A 21,861-nucleotide genomic window follows, 5' to 3' on the forward strand; every position below is an offset into this window, starting at 1 on the left:
TATCGGTTGATGACGAAGCTTCCGTTAATGGGGGTAGCCCGGATAAGGCATGGGTACCTTTTTCGACAAAAAGAGAGGGAACCCTCCTCGCTTCGCCGATTTGCATCTTCGGACCGAACCGATTAGGATACGAATAGTACTTTGGCCTTGCCTGCCGATGGAGGGATCGAACTTGGAGAAGCTGGGAAAGGATTTTGTCGAAAGGGATGTCGTGGAGGTGGCCCGGGAGCTTCTCGGGTGCTATCTGGTGCGGCGCATGGGAGGAGAGGAGATCGTGGTGCAGTTGACGGAAACGGAGGCTTACCGCGGAGGCGACGATCCGGCGAGCCATGCCCACCGCGGGGTGACGCCGCGCAATTCGCTTATGTTCGGGGAACCGGGGCGGCTGTACGTCTACCTGATCTACGGCATGCACAGCTGCATGAACGTGGTGACGAACGGAGCGGGCACGCCCGGTGCCGTTCTTCTGAGGGCCGCCCGTCCGGTCAGCGGGCTGGAGTCGATCCGCTCGCTGCGTCCCGGGGTCCCGGACAAGACGCTGATGAACGGACCGGGAAAGCTGTGCCAGGCTCTAGGCGTTACCCGGGAGCTGAACGGCTATGATCTCCTCGCCGACCCCCTTCAGGAAATGACCTTATGGCGCGGGGAGCCGCTTCCGTACCGCTGTACGGAACGCATCGGCATTTCCAAAGGAAAGGACTTGCTGTGGCGCTTCCTGGCGGAAGCCTAAGGTCCTCCTGCCTCCCGCCCGGAATTCCGCCCCCTCTTCCCCTGCCCTTCCTGCTCCGCCGGATAGAGAAAAAGCCCCGCCGGGCGGCAGGGCTTTTTGGAGTGGGAACCGGTTCCTGGCTCATTCCTTTGTGATTCTCGTTTGCTCCTCCCGTAAAGGTCAGAGCAGATTTTTATAGGTTAGCAGCTGGACTGCTACTCCTGCCTGCAGTTCGCTCAGCTGGGTCCTTCTGGCAATTTCAGCAATGTCCCGGGAATGAGCCAGACCGTGGGCGACGACTTGGTACACTTCCCGTTCTACCGAGCTCAGCTCAGGGTGATCCTGGAGAAGCCGGTCCATGGTCAAAGGCTTCTTTTTTTCCACCTTTGGGTCTCTGTCGAATCGCTTCATGCCTCTCGTCCCCCTTCCTCGGTGTGAATCTCTTTCTCTATGGGCTATCTTTACCCGGTTAGCCGGCAGCTGAACCGCGATTCTGGTAGTTTCTTCCTAATGCCAACGAGCGGCGGCTCCTCTTTTGTCGATTCATCGCCCCGGCATTGCGTTTATTTACTCATAACTACCTAATTTTAGAGCGGAAGCCTTGGCTGCCCCGATGCCGCTGTGCGGCCTCTTATGGAAAGGGCCTTACGAAGAATATATAACGGGACCCCCCGATTAAATCATAAGAAACGAGGAATGGGCATGAACCTCCCCCGAACCGTTAAGCGTCCGGCCCGCCGTCAAAGGCCAAAGCTTCGGACGATTGTTGTACCGGGAACCCGCAAGCGTGTTCCTCTGTGGAAAACCAAACGCCTCTGGCTGTCTCTTTCCGCCGGTGTGCTTCTTCTATTGCTGGTAACCGGAGGACTGGCCGCCATGGCCGTGTCCAAGCTGGATGTAACCAAAGCCGGCTACCCGCTGCCCGACCCGACAAATGTCTATGACCGCAACGGCAAGGCGGTGGCCCAATTCTCCTCCTCCAAGGTGGAGCCCGTCGCTCTCGACCGCATCCCGCTCGACTTGCGGAACGCCGTCATTGCCACGGAGGACCGGAGGTTCTATGAGCACTCCGGGGTGGATGTCCAGTCCCTTATGCGGGCGCTGTGGCGGGATGTGCGGTCCCAGAGCTTCGCCGAAGGCGGGAGCACGATCACCCAGCAGCTGGCCAAAAACCTTTTTCTCCAGTCGGATAAAACCCTTTCGCGAAAATTCAAGGAAGCGGGGTATGCGCTCAAGATTGACCTGACCTACGACAAGGATGAAATTCTCGAGCTATACCTGAACAGCATCTATTTCGGAGAAGGAACGTGGGGCGTGCAGGGCGCGGCCAAGGTTTATTTCAACAAAAAGGTCGAGGACCTGACGCTCGAGGAGTGCGCCATGCTGGCGGCCCTTCCGAAGGCCCCTTCCCGCTACTCTCCTTACCGGGACCGGGCGGCGGCTCTGGAGCGGCGGAACGTGGTCCTCTCCCTGATGAAGGACCAGAACTTCATCACCGGGGAAGCATACGCCAAAGCCCAGGCGATGCCCATCGCCGTTCGGAAGCCGTCTGAGGAAGAGACGAAGGACAAATACCCGTCCTTCGTCGATTACGTGCTGAGGGAAGCGGAATCGGTCTACGGCTTCACGGAGGACCAGATTCGAAACGGCGGGCTCGAGATCTACACCACGCTGGATCCGGTCGTTCAGGAGGCGGCCGAGGAGGTGTACCGCACCGACTCCTTCTTCCCGGCCAGCAAGCCCGACCAGCTGATCCAGAGCGGAGCCGCCATCGTGGACCACCACGACGGCTCGATCCGGGGCCTGGTCGGCCACCGCGGCGAAGGCGTCGTGCGCGGGTTCAACTACGCGACCCAGCTCGTGCGCCAGCCGGGCTCGGCCTTCAAGCCGCTGGCTGTCTACGGCCCGGCTCTCGAGAAGGGCTACACCCCGCAGTCGATCCTGTTCGACGGTCCGCTCGACATCGGCGGGTACCAGCCCCGGGACTGGGATAACCAGACCCGGGGGTACGTGACGCTCGACGAGGCGGTGACGAAGTCGTGGAACATCCCGGCGGTGTGGCTGCTGAACGAGATCGGGATCGACGAGGGACTGGCCTTCGCGAAGCGGGCGGGCATCCCGCTGACGAAGGAGGACCGCCAGCTCGCCACCGCCCTGGGCGGTCTGAGCCGCGGGGTCTCCCCTCTTCAGATGGCGCAGGCGTTCAGCGCTTTCCCCAATCTCGGGGAAATGCATCCCGCCCATGCCATTGCGAAGATCACGACGAGGGACGGCAGCGTGCTCGTCGAAGCGAAGGAGCCGCCCGTTAAGGTGACGACGCCGCGGGTGGCGTACACCATTACCGGACTGCTCGGCAACGTCGTGCGGGTCGGGACCGGCACCGAGGCGGGGCTCGACCGGCCGACCGCGGGCAAGACGGGCACCACGCAGCTGCCGGACACGCCGGAGTTCGCCGGCATCTCGGGCGCGGTGTCGAAGGATGCCTGGTTCGTCGGCTACACCCCGGAGCTGACGGCGGCCATCTGGATGGGCTATGAGAACACGGACAAGAACCACTACCTCACCACGTCCGGCTCGGCTTATCCCGCTCAAGTGTTCAAGGAAATTATGACCCGGGCGCTTATAAACACCCCGGTTCAAGCCTTCCCGGAGCCTCCGGGAGGAGCTATCCAGGCGCCTCCGTCCGAGCCCCCTGCAGGGCCTTATGTCCCGGTCTCCCCTCGTCCGGAGCCGGCCGGCCCCGCGGACAACGGGAACGGGGAGGTTCGCGGAAACGGTCCTCCGCCCGAGGACCGGGGCAGCGGCAAGGAGGCCAAGGACGACAAGCCCGACAAGAAGGACAAGGGGAAAGGCAAAGGAAAGAAAGACGATTGAGGCGACGGTATCCTCCCACGGCGCCTAAAGGAAACAGGCCCTCCGCAAGCGGCAGCTTGCAGAGGACCTGTTTCCTTGTTCGCGGGGAAGGAAGCGGGTAGCCGGCGGGGGTTACACGCCCATGGTGGCGGTCCGGATCCCGGTCATGGCGGCGCTGCCCCGCTTCGTTCCCGTAGGGCGTCTTCCTTGCCGGGCGGATTCCTCCTGGTTCCGTTTCCCTAACACCTAGAGGAGCATCCGCTTCCGTGATTCGCCAGCCTTATCCGCCCGGCCCGCCAGCCCGCCGGACATCATTTGCCCGGGACCGCTTTACCGGTTTGGGGCAAAGGGGCCTGCCGTCTGCCCGGAAGGTTCAGCAGCAGGAAGCCGGCCAGGAACACCAGCGTGCCGGTGACCACGTAAAGGGTGATCGGCTCGTGAAAGATCAGGTAGGACCACAGGATGCTGAACAGCACCGAGCTGTTGCTCACGATCGCCGCCGCCATGAAGGGCACCCGCTTCAGAGCCTCGGCCAGCCAAAAAAAGCTGAGGCCGGTTATCAGGCCAAGCAGCACGAGGGCTCCCCACGCCCACACCGTTACGGGACCATGGAACGCCGGCTGCTGCAGCGGAACCGGCAGGGCCACGATCAGGGTGCTCAAGGAGAACACCGAGAGGTTCATGTTCCCGTTGTCCATCTCCTTCACCAATTGCCGCTGGCTCAGCACATGTACGGCGGCCCCCATACCGGCCAGCGTAAAGAGCAGCGTCGTCAGGCCGCCGCCCTGCAGCAGCGCCCCCAGAGGTTCGCCATTCCAGCCGATGACCAGAACGCCGGCCAGGCAAAGGACCGCGGCGGTCCACCCTTTGGCCGTCACCTTCTCCCCGAACAGGAATCTTGCCGCCAGCAGCAGGGTCACGGTTTGGGCCGGCATCACGAGAATATTGCCGTACGCGTAGCCGATCGAGAGGGCCAAATTCTCCAACAGGTAATTCAAGCTTTTCCCGATGGCGCCGAGCCATATCCATTTCATCCCCACCCGGATGACGATGCGGCCGTCTCTCCATAGAAGAAAGAGGATAAGAAAGAGAACGCCAAAGAAAAACCGCGACAGGGTGATGATGGAGCTGTCCACCATCGTCGACGCGGTTTTGACCAGAATGCCAACAAAGCTCCATGCCAGCGTAGCCAGAAGGAGGAGAACATACCCCATGACGCACCTTCTTCTTAGTAGTGACGGTAATGTTCTCTATTCTATCACAGAAACCCCTGGAGAAGGGCCCTTCCGAGCCTATACGATTCATCTAACCATGGGCAGGTCTCAGCCGTGCTAGGATAGCAGCTTTGGGATTTTTCAAGAGACTTGCACAAGCTCGAGTTTCCCTTTTTACAAGGGCAACTCCAACCGCCAACCGCCCGCCATGTCCTTGTTTCCGGGGCGCCAAGCTTTCTCTCAGCTAAGCCGGCCTTCAAGGCCTATCCGGATACTTAGCATTTGAAGAACCCGGGCGAACATGTGATTTCTCTACGCTGAACGAATCTTGATGGCGAATTAAAACGTAACGAATCGGGATAGCGTTATCGGCCCAAAATAGGCACTTCTGCAAAACTAACGAATCGTAGAATCGTTAATCCCTTTCAGGAAGCGCCTTTTCATGAAAAACAGGCCCTTTAACGATAAGAGGATTCGTTAGTCCCCGAAAAGGGCCAAAAACCATCTAATAAGCTTCCCAGGATTCGTTACAGGGAAGAGCCGGCTAACTCTAAAAGCAAGACGCTGCTACGCAAGGACGCGTCCGGCTATCTGTGGGAAGTCATAATGGAAACCCAGGGGACCCTCTAAAGGGTCCCGGCTGTGTTCCCTCTAAGCCTGGGAAGTCATCGGGTGCTTGAACGACTCGGGCCACTCCACTCCCTGCCGGGTCCGAACGAACAGCACCTCGGTCCCGTGGAAAGGCTCTGCGATGAGCCGGCCCGGCTCCAAATTCGGCGTGAAATGAAAAACGATATCCATACCCGCCCCCGGAATGCAGGCCAGTACCTCCTCCGTATCATAAGGAGCCCGGGCGACGATATCGTAGAGGTGGGTGACGCCCTCCCTTTGCTCGTACACGACAATCACGTCGAGATCCTCCAGGAAGTAGAAATGATCCGTTAGCACAAGCAGCCCGTAGAACATCAGCAGCCCGGAGGTTCCGGACGTGTCGAACCGCTCGGAGTTCGGCACCCGTTCCCGGGCAAACGCCCTGAGGAGCGTCCAATCCGCGGGGGAGCGAAGGTCAAGCTTGCGGACCCGGGAAAAAGCGGGGGCGGCACTCCTCGGGCTTGTCCCGCTTGTCGGTTCCGCAGGACTGCGAGCAGCCGCTCGCGAAGATATTAAGCAGGCCCCGCATTCCGTTTTCATGCCGCCTGGCGGCTCTCCATCAAGACGGTCAGCTGACCCTGGGGAACCGGCAGGTAAACCGCTCCCTTCGCCGGCTCCGCTTGGCCCCGAAGCATAATCGCGTGACGCCGCGGTCCGGTCCGCCGGAAGCCGGAACTGCCGCTGCTCCATCGGCCGGAACCCGAACCTCGGATAGAACTCCAGCACGTTCCGGTTGGCGAACAGATAGAACACGTCGCATTCCGTCTCGTAGTCGGCCAGCACCTCCCGCATCAGAGCCGCCGCCAAGCCCTGCCCCCGGCACTCCGGGGCCGTCATGACCGTTCCGATCTGGACGGCCTTGTGCCGCTTCCCGTTCATCACCAGCTCCAGCCGGCTTACCGAGACATTCGCCGCGAGCCGGTTCCCCTCCAGGTAGGAATACGGCACGTAGCGTCCGTCCCACCCTCCGGCTTGGTACCACTCCTCGAACGACAGCCCGAAGACACGGCCGGCCAGCTTATTGAGAGCGGTGCGGTTGTCTTTTTTATCCATATAGCCCTTGATCAGCTTCCGGCCCTTCACCCGAAAATCCGCCTCTCTTTCTCTCTTCCCGCCTGGCTTCCCGCTCAAGCAGGTCCTTGGCCTTATCCTTTCGCTTCATTATAATAGAAGGAAAAGATAGGAGAAAGCGAAAGGGTGGAGGTCCTTACCTATTCTTTAAGAGAGCCGAGCATGACGCCTTTCACAAAATATTTCTGAAGGAATGGATAGACGAGCAGAATCGGAAGGGTGCTGAACAAGATGGCCGCCGCCTTGATCGTTTCGGGACTGGACAGAATTCCCGAATCGACGGCAATCGAATCGAGACCGGAGTCCGTTCCGCTGCTCGCCACCATGTTCTTCAGCTTAAGCTGAAGCGGAAACAGATCTTTGGAGCGCAGGTAGATCAGCGCCCCGAAATAGGAATTCCATGTTCCTACCGAATGAAACAGCGCGATGGTGGCGAGAACCGGCGCCGACAGCGGCAGGACCAGCCGGGCATAGACGCCGAGCTCGCCGCTTCCGTCAATCTTCATCGCATCGACAAGCTCTGCGGAGATGCCCTGGAAGAACGTCTTCATGATGAAGACGTTATACGCTCCGAGGGCTCCCGGGATGATCAGAGCCCAGAGCGTATTGATCATGCCGAGCTCTTTGACAACCAGGTAGCTCGGAATAAGCGGAACCGGGAAGATGAAGGTGAACAGAATGAGCCGGGTGATCATTCTCCGGCCGGGCATCATCGGACGGGTCAGCGTGTAGGCCAGCGTTGACGTCAAGATCAAGCACAGAAGCGTCCCCATGAGCGAAATGTAGATGCTTACGCCCATAGCCCGCCACATATCCTTCATCCCGAACAGCGTCTCGTATACGCTCAGCTGAAAGCCTTTTGGCCAAAGCACAACCAGCTTGTTATTGGCATAGACCGGAGAGCTGACCGAGACGGAAACGAGATGCAGAATCGGGGCGATCATGGTGAAGCACAGAACGATAAAAAAGGCAGCGTTGGCCCATTGAAACGGCCGGTCGGAACGGCGAGTGATCATCATGCTCTCTCCTCCTAATAGATGCTTTCCCCGGTTGTCCGGCGGCTTAGCTTGTTAAGCCCCATAACCAGAAGGATGCCGACCAGTGCCTTGAAGATCCCGATCGCCGTCGTATAGCTGTACTGGCCACCCATCAGACCGACCCGGTACACATACGTATCAAACACTTCGCCTACCTCCCGCACAAGCGGATTTAGGAAGAAGAGAACCTGCTCTACGTTAGCATCCAGAAGATGCCCGATCCGCAGAAGAAGCAGAACGATGATGGCCGGCAGCAGGGATGGCAGGGTGATGCTCCACATTTGCCGGAACCGCCCCGCCCCGTCCACCATGGCGGCCTCGTAGAGGTTGGGATTGATCCCCGTCATCGCCGCCAGATAAACGATCATCGACCAGCCGACCTCTTTCCAGATGCCGAGGCTGATGAGGATGCCAAGAAAATACCGGGGCTCCGTTAAGAAGGACACCGGTTCTCCTCCGTATCCCACGAGAAGCTGATTAACCAGTCCCTTATTCGAAAGCAGCTCCGTGAAAATCCCGCCTACGATAACCCAAGACAGAAAATGCGGCAAATACAGCAGGGTTTGAGCCGTCCGCTTGAACCAGCTGAGCCGGATTTCGTTTAAGAGAAGGGCCAGAATCAGAGGGGCGGGGAATCCGAATACGATGGAATACAGCCCTAGGCGCAGGGAATTCTTCAGCACCAGCAGGAATTCCGGGTATTCGAACATGAAGCGGAAATGCTTGAGCCCCACCCACTTGCTGTGAAAAAGACCCGCGAACAAATTGTAATCCTGAAAAGCGATCCAGTTCCCCGCAAGCGGTATGTATTTAAAGATCAGAAAGTGCAGAAGTCCGGGAACGGCAATAAGCAGCAGCACCCAGGAATCGACCGACTTGGCTTTGCGCAGCAAGATGACTTCCCCCTTTACCCAGGATGTAAAAAGACCCCCCGCCTGCTGAAGCAGAGGGTCTGCGGCCAATGGCTTGTTTCGTTGCTTTCTCCGGCCGCCCCCAAAATAAGACACCCGAGGCGCCGGGTCCGCTCTATTTCTGGCCGGAGCGGTTGTACCAGTCGGTTGCCTCCTGGATGGCCGCCTCCCCGCCGCGCTTCTTCCACTCGGCGACGAAGGAATCGAAGCCTTTGTCGAGGTCTTCCTTGCCGACCACGAGCTTCACAAACCAGTCGTAGAACAGGCTGCCCGCCACGAAGGCCGGGTTAAGCTCAGGACGTCCGTCCAGCGACTTAAGCGGCGGCATGTACATGGCATCGTTCTTCATAATGGTCGATTCCGCATCCTGGTAGCCTTTCAGAATCACATCGCTGTTCGGGAGCACTTTGAGAGCCAGGGGGTTGTTCAACCCGTTCTCGCGAACGTTGATAGAGAGCTGGAAGAATTCCTTCTCGTTAAGCTCGGAATTGTTAGGCCCTTTCGGATCGAATTTGACTTGGCCGTTCTCCTCGGTATAGTTGAAATCTTTGATTCCGTAGGCAAAGAATTTGTCAGCCTCCGGACTGCTCCAGGCCCAGTCGAGGAATTTGATGATGTCCTCCGGATTCTTGGTGTTCGCCGGAATGGTCCAGACGAAGTAGACCTGGTCCGTTCCGATCTGCAGGTAATTGTCCCCTCTCGGCCCCTTTGGCGGAACCGCCATCGTAATGGCAGCTTTCGGCTGATTCGGATAAGGCTGGGCCGCCACCGCCGCATACTGGTAGGTAGCCGCACCCCAGGAAGCCACCAGCCCCTTGGTGATATCCGTTCCACGGTCACCCTGCTTCTTGGTAATGAAATCCTTCTCTATGTATCCGTTGTCATACAGCTTCTTGTAGAAAGCGATCGCTTCCTTCATCTGGGGCTGAATGATGTCCGGCTCCAGCTTGCCGCCCCGAACATGCCAGGTGCCTGGTCTGACTCCAAAAGAACCGGTAAAGACATCGTTCCAGGACATGCCGTCCGTCAGCGACAGGGCCCATTCATTATTCGGGTCGCCGTCTCCGTTCACATCTTTCGTCTTGACGCCCTCCGCGAACTTCAGGTAATCGTCGAGGGTCTTCGGAACGGGCATGCCGAGCTGATCGAGAATGTCTTGCCGGTAGAAGATCACCCGGTCCGCTTTGGTCCCCGTCAGCACGGGAATACCGTAGATTTTACCGTTCTTCGTCACCTTAGGGCTATTCCAGGCTACTTCGGGAATCTTCTTCTTCAGGTTCGGGGCGTATTTATCGATCAAGGGGCCGAGCTCCAGGAAAACGCCCTTGTCCACGGCTCCCTGGTGAACCTCCCAGTCGACGCTGCCGGTTCTGACCAGATCGGCCAGCTCTCCGGAAGCGAAACGCAGGGACAATTGCTGCCGGAAATCAATATCGTGGCCGAGGAACTCGAAGTTCAGCTTGCTGCCGGACAAGCGGCTCAGCTCGTCATAGTATTTCTGCTTCTTCTCCTCCGGGCCTTTGGAAGCAAATCCGGAGTTGTTATGGGAGAGCAGCACCTTGATTTCCCTGCCGCTTTTTCCGGCTGCGTCTGTAGGGGAGCCTGCCGCAGGGCTCTCTTCCCCGCCTCCGCAGGCAGCCAACACACCGGCGGAGAGCAGCACGGTCGCCACTGCTGCATGCACGGGCCTTTTTCGTTTGCCTATCATCCCAATCCCTCCTGGTCGTCTTACTCCCCCTGCCGGGGGATCTGCCCCCATTATAGGGCCGGTAGGGAATCCCTTCCCATGGAATAATCAACGAAAGTTTGTAGTTTTCCCATGCATTCCTTAGCCGCCCCTCTCTTCGGGCATTGCGGATTTGCGGTAGTCCGAAGGGGAGAGTCCGGTATATTTCTTAAAGGTTTTGGAGAAATAGGCGTAGTCTTCATATCCTACCGCGTCCCCCGCCTCGTAAACCTTCCGGTTCGGGTCCAGGAGGACCTCCTTGGCCTTTTCCATGCGAAGGGCGGTAAGGTATTGGGTAAAGGACTGGCCGAGCTCCCGCTTGAACACCGCTCCGAAGTAATTCGGCGATAGATCCAAGTGGGCGGCCGCATCCTTCAGCGAGAGCCCGGGATTCCGGTAATGCTCTTCCAGAAAGGCCTTCACCGTCTGGATGACCCGGTTGTAGCTCCAGTTCCGGGACATCCTCACATGCTCCAGCAGGCCTGCGAGCCCGGCCTGAACGGCCTCCTTCAGCTCAGCAGTACCGGCGGGCTGCTCCGGCAGACGCCATTCCGGGAGGGGGAGGCCGCTCCGGTTCAGCTCTTGAAGCGTTCCGTTCAGCACGATCCGGTAGTAATCGAGCCGCTCGTCCGGAACGGTATCGGGACGGTTGCCCTCGGCCTCCAGGTAAGAGCCGAGCCGAGCCGTCTCGGCCGCAAGGCCGTCTTCGTTAAGCTCCCAGATGGCCTCGGCCGCCTGCTCCGCGTACCCTTTCCACGCCCACATCCAATCGCGGCTCGCCCGTCTGCCCGACTTGGAATTCAGCCGGGCGGCTATTCTTCCGAGTGCGTTGGAGAAATACACCGGATCAATCGGCTTCAGCAGGTAATCCGCCACCCCGGAGCGGATCGCCGCTTGGGCGTACCCGAAATCGTCATGCCCCGAAACGACCAGGTATTCCGGCTCAAGCTTATGTGCCGAAAGCGTACGGATCAGCTCCAGCCCGGTGAGCCCCGGCATCCGGATATCCGTGATGATCACATCGGGCTTGGATTCCAGGGATATCCGGTACGCCTGGTCCCCGTCCTTAGCCTCAGCCAGCACCGAGAAGCCCTTGGCCTCCCTCTCAATTAGCGTCCGCAGGGTAAGGCGGACCATCCTTTCGTCATCCGCAATCAGCACTTTGTACATGGTTCACCACTCCTTTCAGGTAGGGGAGCATCATCCGGATGTCCGATCCCGTTTCGCCGGAACGGGCAATGCTTAGGCCGTAGGGATCTCCGAAGGCGAGCCGAAGTCGGGTATGCACGTTCCACAGCCCGATCCCCCGAAAGGGCTGCTTGTCCGGACGCCCCATATCCCCTTCCTTCCACGAGCGGAAGGCCTCGTTGTATTGGGCGAGCAGAGCAGGCGGCATCCCCCGCCCTTCGTCGCAGACCGAGAGGGAGAATACGCCCTGCTCCGCCCTGCCCCGGATCGTAATGCGGCCCGGCGTTAACCCGTGCCTTTCGTAGGCATGGTGAAACGCATTCTCAAGCAGCGGCTGCACCGTCAGCCGGAGCAAGTACACGCTATCCAGCATGCTTTCGTCCACCTCCATGACAAATTCCAAATCCTCGAAGCGTTCCTTCTGGATCTGAATATAGCTTAGGGTATGATCCAGTTCCTTGCGCAGGCTGACCACCTGATCGGGATCGCTCACGCTGTAGCGGAAGATACTCGACAAATGCAGCGCCATCTGGCTGATCGGCTTGATGTTGAAGAGAAGCGCGTACGAGTTGATAATCTCAAGCGTGTTGTAGAGAAAGTGGGGATTGATCCGGGACTGCAGGGCCACCACCACCGCCTCCCGGTTTCGCAGCTCCAGTTCCTTCTCGTGCATCCGGGTAGCGTGGACTTCGCTGACCAGCCTCCGGATTTCGCGGAACATGCGGTAGAAGACGGCGAACGCCAGGACCAGAATCACAGCACCGATGAACAGGGTGAGAAGCTGCAGATGCAGAAGCCCCGCGAGCTGCTCGCTTTTGGACATTTCCGAGACGATACGGAACGAAGTCTGCTCGGACACCCCGTAGACCATCATTTTGCGGCCTTCCGGGTCGTTCAGCGTAAATTGACCGTTAGCCTTGCTCATCTTGTCCGTCCAAGCTTCGGGAAGTCGCGTTCCCCACTTGTCCCGTTCCGTGTGATACAGAATCATCCCTTCTTCGTTGGCAATCACGATGTTCCCGTTCTTCCCGTACGGCCGGATGTCGGCAATCTTCAGCATCTGGTTGAGGGACATCTTCATCAGCAGCGCCCCGGCCGGCGCATAGGTCACGTTGTCAATGATCTTGCGGTACACCAGGATAACCGGGACTCCATTCTTCTCCCCGATCCCGAGAATTTTGAAATTGTCCTCGTACAACGGCATTTCGAGCGTCGCAAAATCTCCGAAATAGCCGCCCTTGGAGGAAATCACCGTGAATCCGTACATGTCCTTGCGCAGATTGGGGACCAGCTCATTCGAAAGACGGACCTTGAGCTGGTACATCTCGTAGGGGTTGAGCGGGTCAGCCTTGATGAATTCCTGGATCAGGGGATGTCCCGGAAGGGCCAGGGAATCGGCACGGACGCCGGAAAAGTATTCATCGAGCTGGGCATTGACCTTCCGGATGAGCTGTTCGTTGTAATAAATGCCGCTGTTCTCCACAATCTCGGCGGATTTGGCATACCAGATTAAACAAAACGCAAGAAAGGGGATACAAAACAAGACAACAAAAAAAAGAAGCAGGTTTTTCTTGATGGACAGAGGTCTGCGGAACAGCTTCATCGGGGTGCTCCCTTCTCATAATCACGCCGCCTGGCTGCTGCGGGTGCCGGTCAAGGCGGTTCCATTTGTTTACAAGGGAACCGCCCTTACAGGGTAAGGGAGGGTCGGAAGTTCTGTCAACGGGACAGCCTCCGGCAACCCCGCTATTTAAACGCTTTCTACAAGCTTTTACAAAATCTTAAGAGCTTCTAGGGCTAAAGTCTCGTTGACAACAAACGAACAAAGAAATACATTTTAATGCATAAACAAGCAAGCTTTCCCAATCCATTTCGCGCATTTCAAGAGGAGGAACCTTACCCATGGTCGAAACTCCCGGAACAAACGAATCGAAACACGCCGTCCCCCGTCCTTTAAGCCGCCGGAAAATGCTTGCCTGGATGGGCATGACCGGGGTGGGGCTCGCCCTGTCCGCCTACGGGACGAAGGCCCATGGCCAATCGGTCACGGAAGCCGCTTATTCGAACAAAAATTGGAATGCCGGCGAGCTCCTCGATCTCTCTTACTGCGTACCCATCACCATAGCCGAGCTTCGCCAGAACGGGCAGCCCTCCTCCAGCGTTTACTTCGTGACCGACCGGGACCAGGAGGGCTTTTTTCTGTACGATCCTGCCGATACCACCTCCCCCGACAACACCGGTACCGTTCTGGCAGCCGCCTCGGGAGCCCGGTTCAAAAGGGTCCTTAACGGCCATGAGGTCAACGCCAAATGGTACGGGGCCAAAGGAGACGGCGTCTCTGACGACACGGCACCTCTTCAGCTGGCCTTGGACGAGGCCCTGCAGCGCCCTTCCGTGACCGTGGTGGTGCCAGCAGGAACATACAAGATGACGAACGAGCTGTATCTCTTCCGGAATACGCACTTGAAGATGGACGAAGGCACGGTGCTGCTTCGCTGCCATGACGGCAACCTCATCCGCAACTACCGGCGGACGGACGTCTTTTACGGCTATGAGGGGAACGGGCATCTCACGATAGAGGGCGGGGTATTGGACAGCAACGCCGTTAACTATACGCGCGTATGCAACGGCATCGCCCTCGCCCACGCGGAATGGATCACCTTCCGGAACGTCACGGTGAAAGACACCCAAAGCGGACATGGGGCGGAGCTTACCGGGGTCCGGCATGTGCTGTTCGACCGGTGCCGGTTCGTCGGCTTCATGTATACGTCCCAGTATTATTGCGAGGCCATTCAGCTTGAGCCGGCGCTGAAGGCCGGCTTTGTGGGCCAAGCCGCCGATCATACGCCCACTCACCACGTGACGGTCCAGAACTGCTATTTCGGGGCGAGCGGAACCCCGGGAACCGTTCCCTGGCCGTGCGGGGTGGGCGCGCACGGAGCTTATCCCGATGCCTATTTCGACCACATCATTGTTCGGGATAACGTCATGGAGAACTCTACCTATTGGGCCATCCGGCCCTTCAAGTGGAGAAATTCCGTCATCGCGGGCAACCAGATCAAGAAGGCCAGCGGGGGAATGTTCGTTTCTACGCCTTCCGCCACCTCCGCCTCCTCGAAGGACGACAACGGCGTCGTTCATCCGGTCCAGCCGGCCAGCTCCCTTGTGATCGAGCATAATATCATCGACACGGCGACGAGCAACGGGATCTACGTGGAAGGGTTCCCCGAAGGAAGCGGGGAGAAGATCATCATCGGGCACAACGTGATCAAGAATACGGGAGGCCACTCCATAAGCCTGCGCGGGGTCTACTGTACCGTGGAAGGAAATGTGTTGGAAGGAGCCAAGAAGAATGGGATTTACCTTACCGACAGCCGCCATGTAATCATTTCCGGCAACCTGATCCGTGACTCCCTGCAGGAAGGCGTCCGGGTGGTCAACTCAACCGGAGTTCACCTGGCCAACAACCGGATCCTGAATCCGGGCCAAACCGGAAACGGGACCTACGACGGGATTTCTTTATGGGGCAGCTGCTCGGATAATCGGGTCATCGGCAATGTTGTAAGGGTCGAGGAAGGAAAGCTCAAGCCGCGGTACGGGCTCCAGGCCGCCGCTACCGTGACAGGGCTGACACGTCTGCAGAACGACCTTCGCTGCGGAGCGGTCATCGCGAACCTGCAGGATCTGTCCGCCGCCCCCGTCACCTCAAGCGAGGACTTGGCTTAAGCCGACCGATTTGGATGGAACCCGCCGCTGTGGTACACTATAAATAAGTAAGCCCACCTGCGTCATGCGTTGCGGTGGGTTTTGCTTTTCGATCCTTCCTTACCACCTAAGAATCCATACTCGCCACAAAAGGAGTGTTCGTTAGATGAATCCATTCGTGTACCACAACCCCACCCGTCTGATTTTCGGGAAAGGCCAGCTGAAGCAGCTGCCTCAGGAAGTCCGGAAATACGGCACCAATGTCCTGCTGGTCTACGGGGGCGGAAGCATCAAACGCAGCGGTTTATATGATAAAGTGACGGCCCTCTTGAAGGAAGCCGGAGCCACGGTTCACGAGATGGGCGGGGTCGAGCCCAACCCGAGGCTGACCACCGTTCATGAAGGAGCCCGCCTCTGCCGTGAGCATAACATCGATTTTCTTCTCGCCGTCGGCGGAGGAAGCACGATCGATGCGGTGAAGGCCATCGCGGCTTCCGCGAAATACGACGGCAGCTTCTGGGACATCGTCACCCGCCAGGCGGCGGTGGAGGAGGCCCTGCCGTTCGGCACGGTGCTGACACTGGCCGCTACCGGCTCCGAGATGAACTCCGGTTCGGTCATTACGAACTGGGAGACGAACGAGAAACGCGGCTGGGGCAGCCCCCACGTCTTCCCCCGCTTCTCGATTCTCGATCCCGAGAACACGTACACGGTTCCGAAGGACCAGACGGTCTACGGGATGGTGGACATCATGTCGCACGTGTTCGAGCAGTATTTCCACCAGGAGCAGAACTCTCCCGTGCAGGACGGCTTCGCCGAATCCATCCTCCGCGCGATGATCGATACGGCGCCTAAGCTTATTAACGATCTGCAGAACTACGAGCTTCGCGAAACGGTACTGTACAGCGGCACGATGGCCCTGAACGGCACCTTGGCCATGGGCGTAACCGGCGACTGGGCCACCCATGGAATCGAGCACGCCGTCTCCGCCATCTACGACATTCCTCACGGAGGCGGGCTGGCTATCCTCTTCCCGAACTGGATGAAGCATACGCTCGAGGAGAACCTTCCGCGTTACCGCAACTTTGCCGTCCGCGTATTCGGCATCCAAGCCGAAGGCCGGGACGACCGGGAAGTGGCGCTTGAGGGCATTGAAGCGCTGCGCGCCTTCTGGACGTCCATCGGAGCCCCGAGCCGCCTGGCGGATTACGACATCGACGGCTCCCGCATAGAGGAAATGGCCGAGAAAGCCATTGACCAAGGCGTGAGCGGTACGCTCGGGCAGTTGAAGAAGCTGACGAAGGAAGACGTCATGGAGATTTACCGTATGTCCCTCTGATCTCTGAGCGGCACCCAAAAGAAAAGCTGACACCCGATCCTTCTCGGTGTCAGCTTTTTGTTATTCTTATGGCCCGGATCCCTGTCCTACATCCGTTCCACCCACCACTGAACGAGCAGTGCCAGGATCATCACGGCCCCGCAGCTGACGGCCGCGTTAACGGAAGCGCCCATCAGCGGAAGATAAGCTTCGGACGGATTGGTGGGCTGCAGGCTCCGGTAGAGCCGGATAAGCGGAAACGCGGTAAGCAGAGCGAACAAGGCGTACACCGGCAGCGCTCCATAGAAGATCGCCAGAATCAAGGACAGGTACGCGAGAATGACCATGAACGCCGAGAACCGCAAGGCCCGGTTTTCTCCGAAGACGACCACGAGCGTGTTCTTGCCCGCCGCTTTGTCGGCTCTCCAATGTAGGAAATGATGGTTAAAAAGAACCAGGGTGGTCAGGATCCCGACCGGAAGCGAAACGAGCAGCGCCCGGTTATCGTACTGGGAAGTCTGCACATAATAGCTGCCCAGCACCGGCAGAACTCCGAAGGCGAGCAGGATGGCCACCTCGCTGTAGCCTTTGCCGCGGTAGCCGAAGCGGATGGGCGGCGCCACGTAATAGTACGCGATGAGAGCCCCCAGCACGCCGTAAACCAGGATCATGTACCCGCTCGCATAAGCGAGGATAAGGCCGCACACGAGCGCGACGGCGAACAGGATCCACGTAACGGCCGCGAACCTCTTCTCCGACCATATTCCTTGGGTAAGAAAGCCCGAATTCGTCGAGATCGAGCCTTCGGTCTCCTGGGCTGTCGTATCCACTTCGTTCCGGTAGTCCCACAGGTCATTGATCATGTTGGAGAAAAGATGGATCGCCGCCGCCCCGACGACGGTCAGAAGAAACAACAAGGGATGAAAGGTATGATTCCAGGTCAAGGCCCCAACCGCCGCCAGCGCGACGGGGACGATCATCACGAACACGACGTTGGCACGGGTGACTTTAAGGAATGAGGCGACTTTGCTCATGGGCTTTAGGCCTCCTGTCTTTATACGCTTCACGCGTTTAGTATGAACGGCTGCGGCGGGAGGACTCCAGGGAAATGAAGTGCACTCTGGAACCGCCGCCACTTTGTGAAAAACTTCACGAATACAGCTGCACTCCATATATTACGCTTTTCCCTACCGTTTGACAATCCCTTTTTCGACGGAAATCCCCCTGCCTGCGACAAAATTCGCTACCTAAAACGAAACCCCAATCCCGGGCCTCCATACGCCAAAAAGCCGCACTCCCGTGCGGCCTTCTGCTTCGGCCGATCCCCTTCAACTGGGCCGGCCTGTCTATGCGATTGGAACCCATGAGGCTGGAACGATTACTCTTCCTTGCCTTTGCCCTTGCCATTCTCGGCATGAGCTTTCCCGGCTTCCTTCTTCTCTTCCTGCTTCTGCTGCTGTTCTTGACGCTTATCTGCGAGCTTCTGCTGAATTTCTTGACGCTTCGCTTCCTGCTTGCGCTCGATTTCCTCGTGCTTCGCTTTCTGCTCTTCGCGCTTCTCCTCCTGCTTGGCCGCGTTCTCAGCCGGCTTGCCGGAAACAGGAGCTTTCACCTCAGGCTTCGTCTCGGCAGTTGGTGCCGGAGTCGGCTGGGCGCTTGCCGCCGGTGCTTCCGTTGGTGCCGCCGTCGGAGCTGCGGAAGGACTGGCAGAAGGACTTGCAGACGGGCTGGCTGTTGGCTTGGCGCTCTCTTCCGCCTTCTCTTCGTTCCACTTGACGCTGATCTTCACTTCAAGGCTGCCGGCGTTGAGGTCAAACTGTTCCGCCAGACGTTTCATCACCTGCTGCTGGGCATCCGCCGCTTTCAGGTCAATGCCTTCGAGCAGCACAGCGATGAGGTCGCGGGCCGAATCGCCCATGATGTTCAGGTTGCCCTGTTTGTTCCCATGAAGCTTAACCTGCGATCCGCCTTTTCCCTTGCCGGGGTTCTGCATGATCGTCAGCTTGAAGGAATCGCCCTCAACACGGATGTCCAGATGGTTCCAGGCCTGTCCGTCTTGGTCGTCATCTCCCTCTTCCGGAGCCGCCGATGGAGCCGGAGTAGCCGTTGGTGCCGTCGAAGCGGTCGGAGCCGGTGTCGCAGACGGCTCGGCCGATGGGGAAGCCGACGGGCTTGCCGTTGGCGTGGCCGAAGGCGAAGGGGATGCGCTCGGAGCCGGCTGAACGTCCTCGGACGTTACCTTCAGGTAAGCGGCTTGTTTCTTGGTATTGAAAATGATTTCGATCTTGTCCCCCGGTTTCAGGTCTTCGATCGATGCTTTCTTGTTATCGCGGTAAACCCAAACGGAATCGGCCAGCGGGTATTCCGACTGCCCTTCGTCCGTCGTTACCACCAATTTGCCGTCGGACAAGCTGTTCACGACACCGGAAGCCTCTTTGGAAGGCGCGGCTCCCGTTGGATTGGCATAGGCCAGAACGCCGTAACCCAGCATAACAAAGGTCAGGCAGCAGGCCAGTACATAGGCAAGCTTCTTTTTCATTTCGTGTTCTCCTCCTGGTGTGTACCCCGATATTTTCGTCACGTGACCGGGCTACTACAACGTTTCGGAGGTGGTGGAGATTTTTTGGGGGGTCTTCTGCTCCTGTTCGATTTCCGGAAGAAACTTTTGGAGCTCGGGATGGGGAGCCGGGAAGTTCAACTTCATTCCTTCCAGCGTCTCGACCGCAATCCGCAGCACGGCCCAATCCCGGTATTTCCGGTTGTCCGCGGGAACGAGATGCCAAGGGGCATCCGGCGTGCCGCTGTTCTCAAAAACTTCCTCATAGCAACGCTGGTAAGCTTCCCACGACTTTCGCTCCACGAGGTCGTTCGGGTCGAATTTCCAATTCTTATCCGGGTTGACGATCCGGTCCTTCAGCTTCTCCAGCTGAAATTCCTTCGAGATGTGCAGAAAAATTTTCACCAAAACGACTCCGCTGTCCGCGAGTAGCTCTTCAAAATGCCGGATGTGCTTGAGCCTTCGTTTGGCTTCGGCATCGGAAACCTGCCCGTGAACCCGGGTTATGAGCACATCCTCGTAATACGAACGGTTGAAAGCCGCCATGTAGCCGCGCGCCGGGATAAGCTGATGGGCCCTCCAAAGAAAATCATGAGCCGCTTCCTCGGCGGTCGGGGCTTTAAAGCTGTGGACCCGGAACCCTTGCGGATTGACTCCGGCAAAGGCCTTGCGGATCACCCCGTCCTTGCCGCTCGTGTCCATCCCCTGAAAGAGGAACAGAATGGCCTTCTCCCTCCCGGCGTAAAGCTTCTCCTGCAGCTTCTCCAGCTTCTCTTTGAGCTCTTCGGCTTCTTGCTTCAGCTTGTCTTTGTCCAGATTCTCCCCCGCCTCGGCGGATATTTTGCGGAGCTTGACTTCTTTGCCCGGCGGGAGCCGGAAGGGATGAGCCATGGAAATTCCTCCTTTGTCGTTAAAAGCCTGTAACTTTCTTTACCCAAAAGGACGAATTCCTGCTCGTTTCGGTGAGGCCCGCCCTTTTTTGACCAATCTGGAAATGGGATAGCCGAAGAAGGAGCCGGCCATATTAACGATTAGGTACCGCACGGGAGAACCCTGCGGTCGGCATACTCTGTCCAAATCTTAGCGAAGGATCGTGATCTTATGACGAAGCTTCTTTACATCACCGCCCACCCCCACGACGAATCCGCTTCCTACAGCATGGCGGTCGGAAGTGCTTTTCTCCAGTCGTACAAGGAAACCAATCCTAACGACGAAATCACCCACCTGGACCTGTACCGGGCCGACATCCCTCACATTGATGCGGATGTATTCAGCGGCTGGGGCAAGCTGCGTTCCGGTACGGCGCTTGACCAACTGTCCGCCGAAGAGAAGCGTAAGGTCAGCCGGTTGAACGAGCTGGCCGATCAGTTCATTGCCGCCGACAAGTATGTTTTCGTAAGCCCCATGTGGAACTTCTCCTTCCCGCCCATTCTGAAGGCGTACATCGACTCCATCTGCGTCGCCGGCAAAACGTTCCGCTACAACGAGCAGGGACAGCCGGAAGGCCTACTCACCAGCAAAAAGGCGCTGCACATTCAGGCGAGCGGCGGCGTCTACTCGGAAGGTCCGGCTACTGAGATCGAGTCCGGCCACCGGTATTTGAAGATCATCATGGGCTTCATCGGTATTCCGGCGCTGGAGGGGATTTTCGTGGAAGGCCATGCGGCCGCTCCCGCGCAAGCGGAAACGATCAAGGCGAACGCCATCGAGCGTGCCAAGCAGGCCGCGAAAACGTATTAGAGCCCCCAAAAGTGAAGCGGATCCTCTGAAGCTTACGCCGATTACTTTCGGGGGAGCCCCCGGGAACCAAAAACATTTGCAAAAACCTTACCAAACCCAAAAAGCCCGCCCCCAAGGGAAGCAGACCTTCGAAGAGACTAGTGCGAGCGCCTAACGGGTTTCGTTTCCCCTACAGCCTATCGCCGCCCAACCGGGCGGTTTTTTCGGCTAAGCGAGGAATTCTGACCTTCCCGTAAACAAAGAAGGACGTCCCTCCAAAAGGAGGTCCGTCCTTCTTTGTTTCCTGTCAGCGGTTAGCCTGATGGCCGGGCACCAGCTTCCGTACTTCTTCGTCGGTAAGCGGTCGCCATTGTCCGGTCTTCAGGTTTCCCAGCCGGATGTTGATAATCCGCACGCGCTGCAGCCGCCGCACCTCATAGCCGAAGGCTTGGCACATGCGCCGGATTTGCCGGTTCAGCCCCTGTGTCAGGACAATGCGGAACACCCGCTCGCCCATCCGGCTGGTTTTGCAGGGCAGGGTTACCGTATCCAGGATCGGAACGCCGCGTTCCATGCCCTCCAGAAATTCCGGGGTCACCGGCTTGTCCACGGTTACGATATACTCCTTCTCGTGCCGGTTCTCCACCCGAAGAATCTTGTTCACGATGTCTCCGTCATTCGTCAGCAGAATCAGGCCTTCCGAATCCTTGTCCAGCCGCCCGATCGGAAAAATCCGCTCTTTGTGGTTGACGAAGTCGACGATGTTGCCTTTGATATGACGCTCGGTTGTACACGTAATGCCCACCGGCTTGTTCAAGGCGATGTACACGGGAGGACGCTTCGCCCGGATCGGCCTGCCGTCCACCTTTACCTCGTCGCCCTCCTCCACCTTGCTCCCGAGTGTCGCCACCTCGCCGTTGATGGTCACCCGCTTATCCTCAATCCATTTGTCCGCTTCCCGCCGGGAACAGACGCCCGTTTCGCTAATGTATTTGTTGATCCGCATGACGCTGATTCCTCCGCTTGCCTGCCATATTCCGTTGCTCTTTTACCATAGCATGAACCCGGGCCGCAGGCCAAATTCTTCCGGGCTTGGGGAGCGGGGTTTCCAGAAACTCACGTTAATGGCTTTGTTTCATTCCGAAAAGCACAGGGTAAGCTTATACCATCATCACAACAAACTAGGCGCTAAGCGCGAAAGG

Annotated in this window: 18 protein-coding genes; 6 read left to right on the forward strand and 12 right to left on the reverse strand. The window is 58.1% G+C overall.

Annotation, left to right across the window (positions count from 1 at the left end):
• The first annotated feature begins 172 nt into the window (after positions 1-172).
• Positions 173-730, forward strand: coding sequence for a DNA-3-methyladenine glycosylase (locus MJA45_RS26640; RefSeq protein ID WP_315604911.1), 558 nt, complete (start codon positions 173-175; stop codon positions 728-730).
• A gap of 159 nt (positions 731-889) precedes the next feature.
• Here the strand turns inward: MJA45_RS26640 and MJA45_RS26645 are convergent, their stop codons facing one another.
• On the reverse strand, positions 890-1,120 hold the full coding sequence (locus MJA45_RS26645) for a hypothetical protein (RefSeq protein ID WP_315604912.1): 231 nt from the start codon (positions 1,118-1,120) through the stop codon (positions 890-892).
• Between the two features lie 291 nt (positions 1,121-1,411).
• Here MJA45_RS26645 and MJA45_RS26650 point away from each other — a divergent pair, with 291 nt between their 5' ends.
• Positions 1,412-3,583, forward strand: coding sequence for a transglycosylase domain-containing protein (locus MJA45_RS26650; RefSeq protein WP_315604913.1), 2,172 nt, complete (start codon positions 1,412-1,414; stop codon positions 3,581-3,583).
• 290 nt (positions 3,584-3,873) lie between these two features.
• Here MJA45_RS26650 and MJA45_RS26655 read toward each other — a convergent pair whose 3' ends face one another.
• The 7 genes from MJA45_RS26655 to MJA45_RS26685 all read right to left on the reverse strand — a co-directional run bounded on the left by MJA45_RS26655 (position 3,874) and on the right by MJA45_RS26685 (position 12,903).
• Positions 3,874-4,776: a DMT family transporter gene (locus tag MJA45_RS26655; protein ID WP_315604914.1), complete on the reverse strand. Its 903-nt coding sequence runs from the start codon at positions 4,774-4,776 to the stop codon at positions 3,874-3,876.
• Positions 4,777-5,427: 651 nt separating this feature from the next.
• Complete coding sequence (locus MJA45_RS26660) at positions 5,428-6,510, reverse strand: GNAT family N-acetyltransferase (protein ID WP_315604915.1); 1,083 nt, start codon at positions 6,508-6,510, stop codon at positions 5,428-5,430.
• Positions 6,511-6,638: 128 nt separating this feature from the next.
• Entirely contained in the window at positions 6,639-7,517 is an 879-nt protein-coding gene (locus MJA45_RS26665; RefSeq protein ID WP_315604916.1) for a carbohydrate ABC transporter permease, read from the reverse strand.
• 11 nt (positions 7,518-7,528) lie between these two features.
• Entirely contained in the window at positions 7,529-8,428 is a 900-nt protein-coding gene (locus MJA45_RS26670) for an ABC transporter permease (protein ID WP_315604917.1), read from the reverse strand.
• Positions 8,429-8,561: 133 nt separating this feature from the next.
• A complete protein-coding gene (locus MJA45_RS26675) occupies positions 8,562-10,154 on the reverse strand; it encodes a type 2 periplasmic-binding domain-containing protein (RefSeq protein WP_315604918.1) in 1,593 nt (530 codons plus the stop codon).
• Positions 10,155-10,274: 120 nt separating this feature from the next.
• The gene (locus MJA45_RS26680) at positions 10,275-11,342 is read right to left on the reverse strand and encodes a response regulator transcription factor (protein WP_315604919.1); all 1,068 of its coding nucleotides are present in this window, start codon (positions 11,340-11,342) and stop codon (positions 10,275-10,277) included.
• Complete coding sequence (locus MJA45_RS26685) at positions 11,317-12,903, reverse strand: sensor histidine kinase (RefSeq protein WP_315604920.1); 1,587 nt, start codon at positions 12,901-12,903, stop codon at positions 11,317-11,319. Before MJA45_RS26685 ends, MJA45_RS26680 begins: the two co-directional genes overlap by 26 nt.
• A gap of 31 nt (positions 12,904-12,934) precedes the next feature.
• Between MJA45_RS26685 and MJA45_RS26690 the strand changes: the two genes are divergently transcribed.
• The 3 genes from MJA45_RS26690 (at position 12,935) to MJA45_RS26700 (ending at position 16,404) form a co-directional block, all read left to right on the forward strand.
• Positions 12,935-13,060 (forward strand): hypothetical protein, encoded by a 126-nt coding sequence (locus MJA45_RS26690; protein ID WP_315604921.1) that lies wholly within the window; start codon positions 12,935-12,937, stop codon positions 13,058-13,060.
• Positions 13,061-13,262: 202 nt separating this feature from the next.
• The gene (locus MJA45_RS26695) at positions 13,263-15,086 is read left to right on the forward strand and encodes a right-handed parallel beta-helix repeat-containing protein (RefSeq protein ID WP_315604922.1); all 1,824 of its coding nucleotides are present in this window, start codon (positions 13,263-13,265) and stop codon (positions 15,084-15,086) included.
• A 145-nt stretch (positions 15,087-15,231) separates the two neighbouring features.
• Entirely contained in the window at positions 15,232-16,404 is a 1,173-nt protein-coding gene (locus MJA45_RS26700; protein WP_315604923.1) for an iron-containing alcohol dehydrogenase, read from the forward strand.
• An 86-nt stretch (positions 16,405-16,490) separates the two neighbouring features.
• Here the strand turns inward: MJA45_RS26700 and MJA45_RS26705 are convergent, their stop codons facing one another.
• The 3 genes from MJA45_RS26705 to MJA45_RS26715 form a co-directional block, all read right to left on the reverse strand.
• A complete protein-coding gene (locus MJA45_RS26705) occupies positions 16,491-17,417 on the reverse strand; it encodes a prenyltransferase (protein WP_315604924.1) in 927 nt (308 codons plus the stop codon).
• 344 nt (positions 17,418-17,761) lie between these two features.
• A complete protein-coding gene (locus MJA45_RS26710) occupies positions 17,762-18,922 on the reverse strand; it encodes a hypothetical protein (protein WP_315604925.1) in 1,161 nt (386 codons plus the stop codon).
• Between the two features lie 54 nt (positions 18,923-18,976).
• Positions 18,977-19,831 (reverse strand): PPK2 family polyphosphate kinase, encoded by an 855-nt coding sequence (locus tag MJA45_RS26715; protein ID WP_315604926.1) that lies wholly within the window; start codon positions 19,829-19,831, stop codon positions 18,977-18,979.
• Between the two features lie 210 nt (positions 19,832-20,041).
• Between MJA45_RS26715 and MJA45_RS26720 the strand changes: the two genes are divergently transcribed.
• On the forward strand, positions 20,042-20,680 hold the full coding sequence (locus tag MJA45_RS26720; RefSeq protein WP_315604927.1) for an FMN-dependent NADH-azoreductase: 639 nt from the start codon (positions 20,042-20,044) through the stop codon (positions 20,678-20,680).
• Positions 20,681-20,966: 286 nt separating this feature from the next.
• Here MJA45_RS26720 and rluF read toward each other — a convergent pair whose 3' ends face one another.
• The gene (gene rluF / locus MJA45_RS26725) at positions 20,967-21,665 is read right to left on the reverse strand and encodes a 23S rRNA pseudouridine(2604) synthase RluF (protein ID WP_315604928.1); all 699 of its coding nucleotides are present in this window, start codon (positions 21,663-21,665) and stop codon (positions 20,967-20,969) included.
• Positions 21,666-21,861 lie beyond the last annotated feature (196 nt).

Origin of the sequence: Paenibacillus aurantius (assembly GCF_032268605.1) — a bacterium.
Lineage (GTDB): Bacteria > Bacillota > Bacilli > Paenibacillales > NBRC-103111 > Paenibacillus_AO > Paenibacillus_AO aurantius.